The sequence below is a fragment of the Caballeronia humi genome (genome assembly GCF_001544475.1).
In the GTDB taxonomy this organism is placed as follows: Bacteria; Pseudomonadota; Gammaproteobacteria; order Burkholderiales; family Burkholderiaceae; genus Caballeronia; species Caballeronia humi.
Map to the genome: position 1 here is coordinate 1 of NZ_FCNW02000141.1, position 2,821 is coordinate 2,821.

The following is a 2,821-nucleotide window of genomic DNA, read 5'->3' on the forward strand; positions in this document are numbered from 1 at the left end:
GTGGCGCGGTATGCGCCGTCTGATTGACATTCAGCTGGGATATGAACTCGCGCAGGACGAGTGTGGGTAATTGCAAGATGGCATACAGCATTGCGGAAAGAATCCGGAAGCGAGGGGTGTGGCGCCAGTTGATGACAACTATCGCCGGTATGCGCATAGGCATTGGAACGGGCTCGAAGGTGGGCATAGCTCCCCCTGCAGCGGATACAACATAATGCGCATCGATTTCCATCGACGACCTTAACTCATGATATGCGCTGGCTGGCACTTTAGTCGTCCGTGAGACTTCCATTTCCCACATTGTCCGATTATGTCGTACGCGACGGTCGGCCGCTGGCAGCGAGAACACCGCCCGCTTTGCCGGGCCGCCGCGCGCGATTCTGTGCACTATCCTTTACTGTCACTTCAGAGCGTTTTAAGGGCAAGTCGTGCTTGTCGCAAATCGATGGTGTAACGCCGAGGTGAATTAAGTCGTTCTCGCGCCGATTTCCGTTTGCTTAGTCGTCGCGCGAGTTCTATATTGCAACCAAATGACACTCCCCGCCTGCCGTTGCGTCGTGATCGACAGAGAGCCTTGTGCACGTGCTTGGCGACTCTCCAGCGACGGTGAACGTTACGTTGCAAACGACTACCAACACTTGACCAACGGTCAGCACATGTACGATCCGACACCATGAGATTCGACTTGCTAAAGTCTTCTTTTGCCTGCCTTGCCTTGCTGACTTTCACGTCGATCACACTGGGGAACGGCGGTGGAGGCCGTGACAGCGACGGCGATCGCCACGATGGTTCTCGGAAGCTGCGGGTATTCGACAGCAGGGGCACGGTGGTTGGCCCGCTCGTTACGGCTTCATTCTCGAGTGGTGTAGTCACCAGTGCCAACGGCACGACTGTTGTCGTCCCGATAAAACGGATGACGGATAGCGGCGGTCACATTTCGTCCTCCCAATATGCATGGGCGGAAGGAAAGCCGTGGTACCCGAGAACTGATTGCAACGGCCCTCCAGCAGTCGGCGACATCTTTGCCGTGCTGAGACCGGTCGAAGTTGTACGACGCGGCGCCGATGTGACGGCCTACATTGCTTCCGATACCTACACGGCTTCCGCCGACCTGAGATCCTACTCTATCGCGCCAGGTCAATGCACCGCGTATGCCCTTCTAGGAGTGCCGGTCTGGATGGCCGCGTCTGCCTATGCGCTAATGCAATACTATCCGGAGCCGCTTACCGTTCGCTACTGAATGCGATGACGCTACTCCGAGTGCCGGGAAGGAGATCTTAGTGCAAGCTTCGCTCAAGACTGCGGTGATCCTGATTGCCGTTGCATCGCTATGGAACGGCCGCGGTACGGCCGACGATTCACGTACATGGCATGGAGGCGAACGTCGCTTTCTGGCAATTGTCGATGCGCACGGGAGATTTGTCGGCCCTTTAAAGTCCGGTGGTGTCGAGCTGACGGTAAATGGCGCGATCGTATTTGTACCGATCCACCGCGCGAGCGGAGCCGACGGCCATACCCTGGCGTCGCAGTACGTCTGGGGCGGCGTTTCTTATGGGAATTCATTTCGAACAAGCGACTGCAGTGGCACGCCGTTCATACGCGGTGAGCTAACCGGTACCTTACGCCCTGCCACCATCGTGCGGCAGGGTGGCGAAGCGACGCTGTACATTGCGCCCGACTCTTTCTCGTCCGACTTTGCACCTTTGGTTCGCTCTGAGCGGTTCGTCGAGGGCCCATGCGCAACCTTGACGCCCGTTGATCGAGAGGAAGGCTGGACGCCTGAGAGCAGCTTCCCGCTCACCCAGCACTACCCGGAGCCGCTGACCGTCCGGTGACACATCAGTTAAGTCGTTCTGACACCCGGGGCAAGGCGGGCTGGGGTCAAAAGACTCTTATTGACGGGAGACTTGAATGTGCAAATTGCTTTTTGTCGTTACTCTCCTGTTCTTCGCAACGCCGGCGGTATCCGGCAGCGACCACGACGGACGTGGCGCCCACGGCGATGACCGACTGCACGGGCAGAAAGTCCTCAAGGTTTTCGACGCCAACGGGAAAGTCGTTGGCCCGCTGACAATTGAGAGCCTCGGCGAAGGCGTGATCCTGACAGTCAGAGGCGCGCGAACATTCGTTGGTGTCACACGACCCTTCGATGAGTCTGGCTGGCATGCGTCGAAATACGCGTGGTCGGCAGGCGGGCTTTCGTACCCGACCACAGACTGCAGCGGCCCCCCCGCCATCGTCAATGCTTCGCCCGTATTGAGGCCATCGACTCTGGACAGAGTGGGCGCGAGGGTCACCCTTTACCTCGCGCCCGACGGCCCGACCACGAAGATAGTAGTTCACTCAGATTCGTCGCACGGCTTCTGTTATACCTACCCGGGAGGTCATGCCGGCCCGCAACCTTTCACGGCAGAGGCGTGGGGCGTCGAGGCGGTCTACACGCTGACAGACGACTACCCTGAGCCGCTGGCGATCCACTATTGAACGCTCAGGCATTCGCAACGGGCACCAACAGAGCCGAACGGCCGCGCCTTCGAACCTCCGGACGTGTTCACTACCGAATCGTCTTGTTGCTCGAACTAATCGCGAAGGTAGGCGCGCGTTGACCGAGCAGAAACGTTGCCCTGGAAGCCGCGTAGTCATTGACGACTTGCACGCTGTTCGATTGAGGATCGGACGACTGGATAGGGAGGCTCAACGGCCTCTTCAAAGAAGTGGGAAAACGCGCCCGAAAGGCCGCTCATGGGTGTGCGCCGTGAAAAGGTGGCGCTTTCCAGTGGGTGCAAGTCCCACCCGGCAACCGCTCCAGCCGGAAGCAACC

Annotated in this window: 4 protein-coding genes; 3 read left to right on the plus strand and 1 reads right to left on the minus strand. The window is 58.8% G+C overall.

Annotated elements, in window-relative coordinates; all coding sequences use genetic code 11:
* The coding region (locus AWB65_RS37545) for a hypothetical protein (protein ID WP_235008099.1) at nucleotides 1–232 on the minus strand (232 nt) is incomplete at its 3' end.
* A gap of 441 nt (nucleotides 233–673) precedes the next feature.
* Here AWB65_RS37545 and AWB65_RS34475 point away from each other — a divergent pair.
* From AWB65_RS34475 to AWB65_RS34485, 3 genes are all read left to right on the plus strand, one after another.
* Nucleotides 674–1,240, plus strand: coding sequence for a hypothetical protein (locus AWB65_RS34475; RefSeq protein ID WP_087660742.1), 567 nt, complete (start codon nucleotides 674–676; stop codon nucleotides 1,238–1,240).
* Nucleotides 1,241–1,280: 40 nt separating this feature from the next.
* A complete protein-coding gene (locus AWB65_RS34480) occupies nucleotides 1,281–1,835 on the plus strand; it encodes a hypothetical protein (RefSeq protein ID WP_087660743.1) in 555 nt (184 codons plus the stop codon).
* A gap of 76 nt (nucleotides 1,836–1,911) precedes the next feature.
* Nucleotides 1,912–2,484: a hypothetical protein gene (locus AWB65_RS34485; protein ID WP_087671215.1), complete on the plus strand. Its 573-nt coding sequence runs from the start codon at nucleotides 1,912–1,914 to the stop codon at nucleotides 2,482–2,484.
* The last annotated feature ends 337 nt before the right edge of the window (nucleotides 2,485–2,821 follow it).

Excerpts from the sequence above, each read along its gene's own strand:
- AWB65_RS34485 (WP_087671215.1), top strand. The coding sequence starts at position 1,912 with ATGTGCAAATTGCTTTTTGTCGTTACTCTCCTGTTCTTCGCAACGCCG.
- AWB65_RS34475 (WP_087660742.1), top strand. The coding sequence starts at position 674 with ATGAGATTCGACTTGCTAAAGTCTTCTTTTGCCTGCCTTGCCTTGCTG.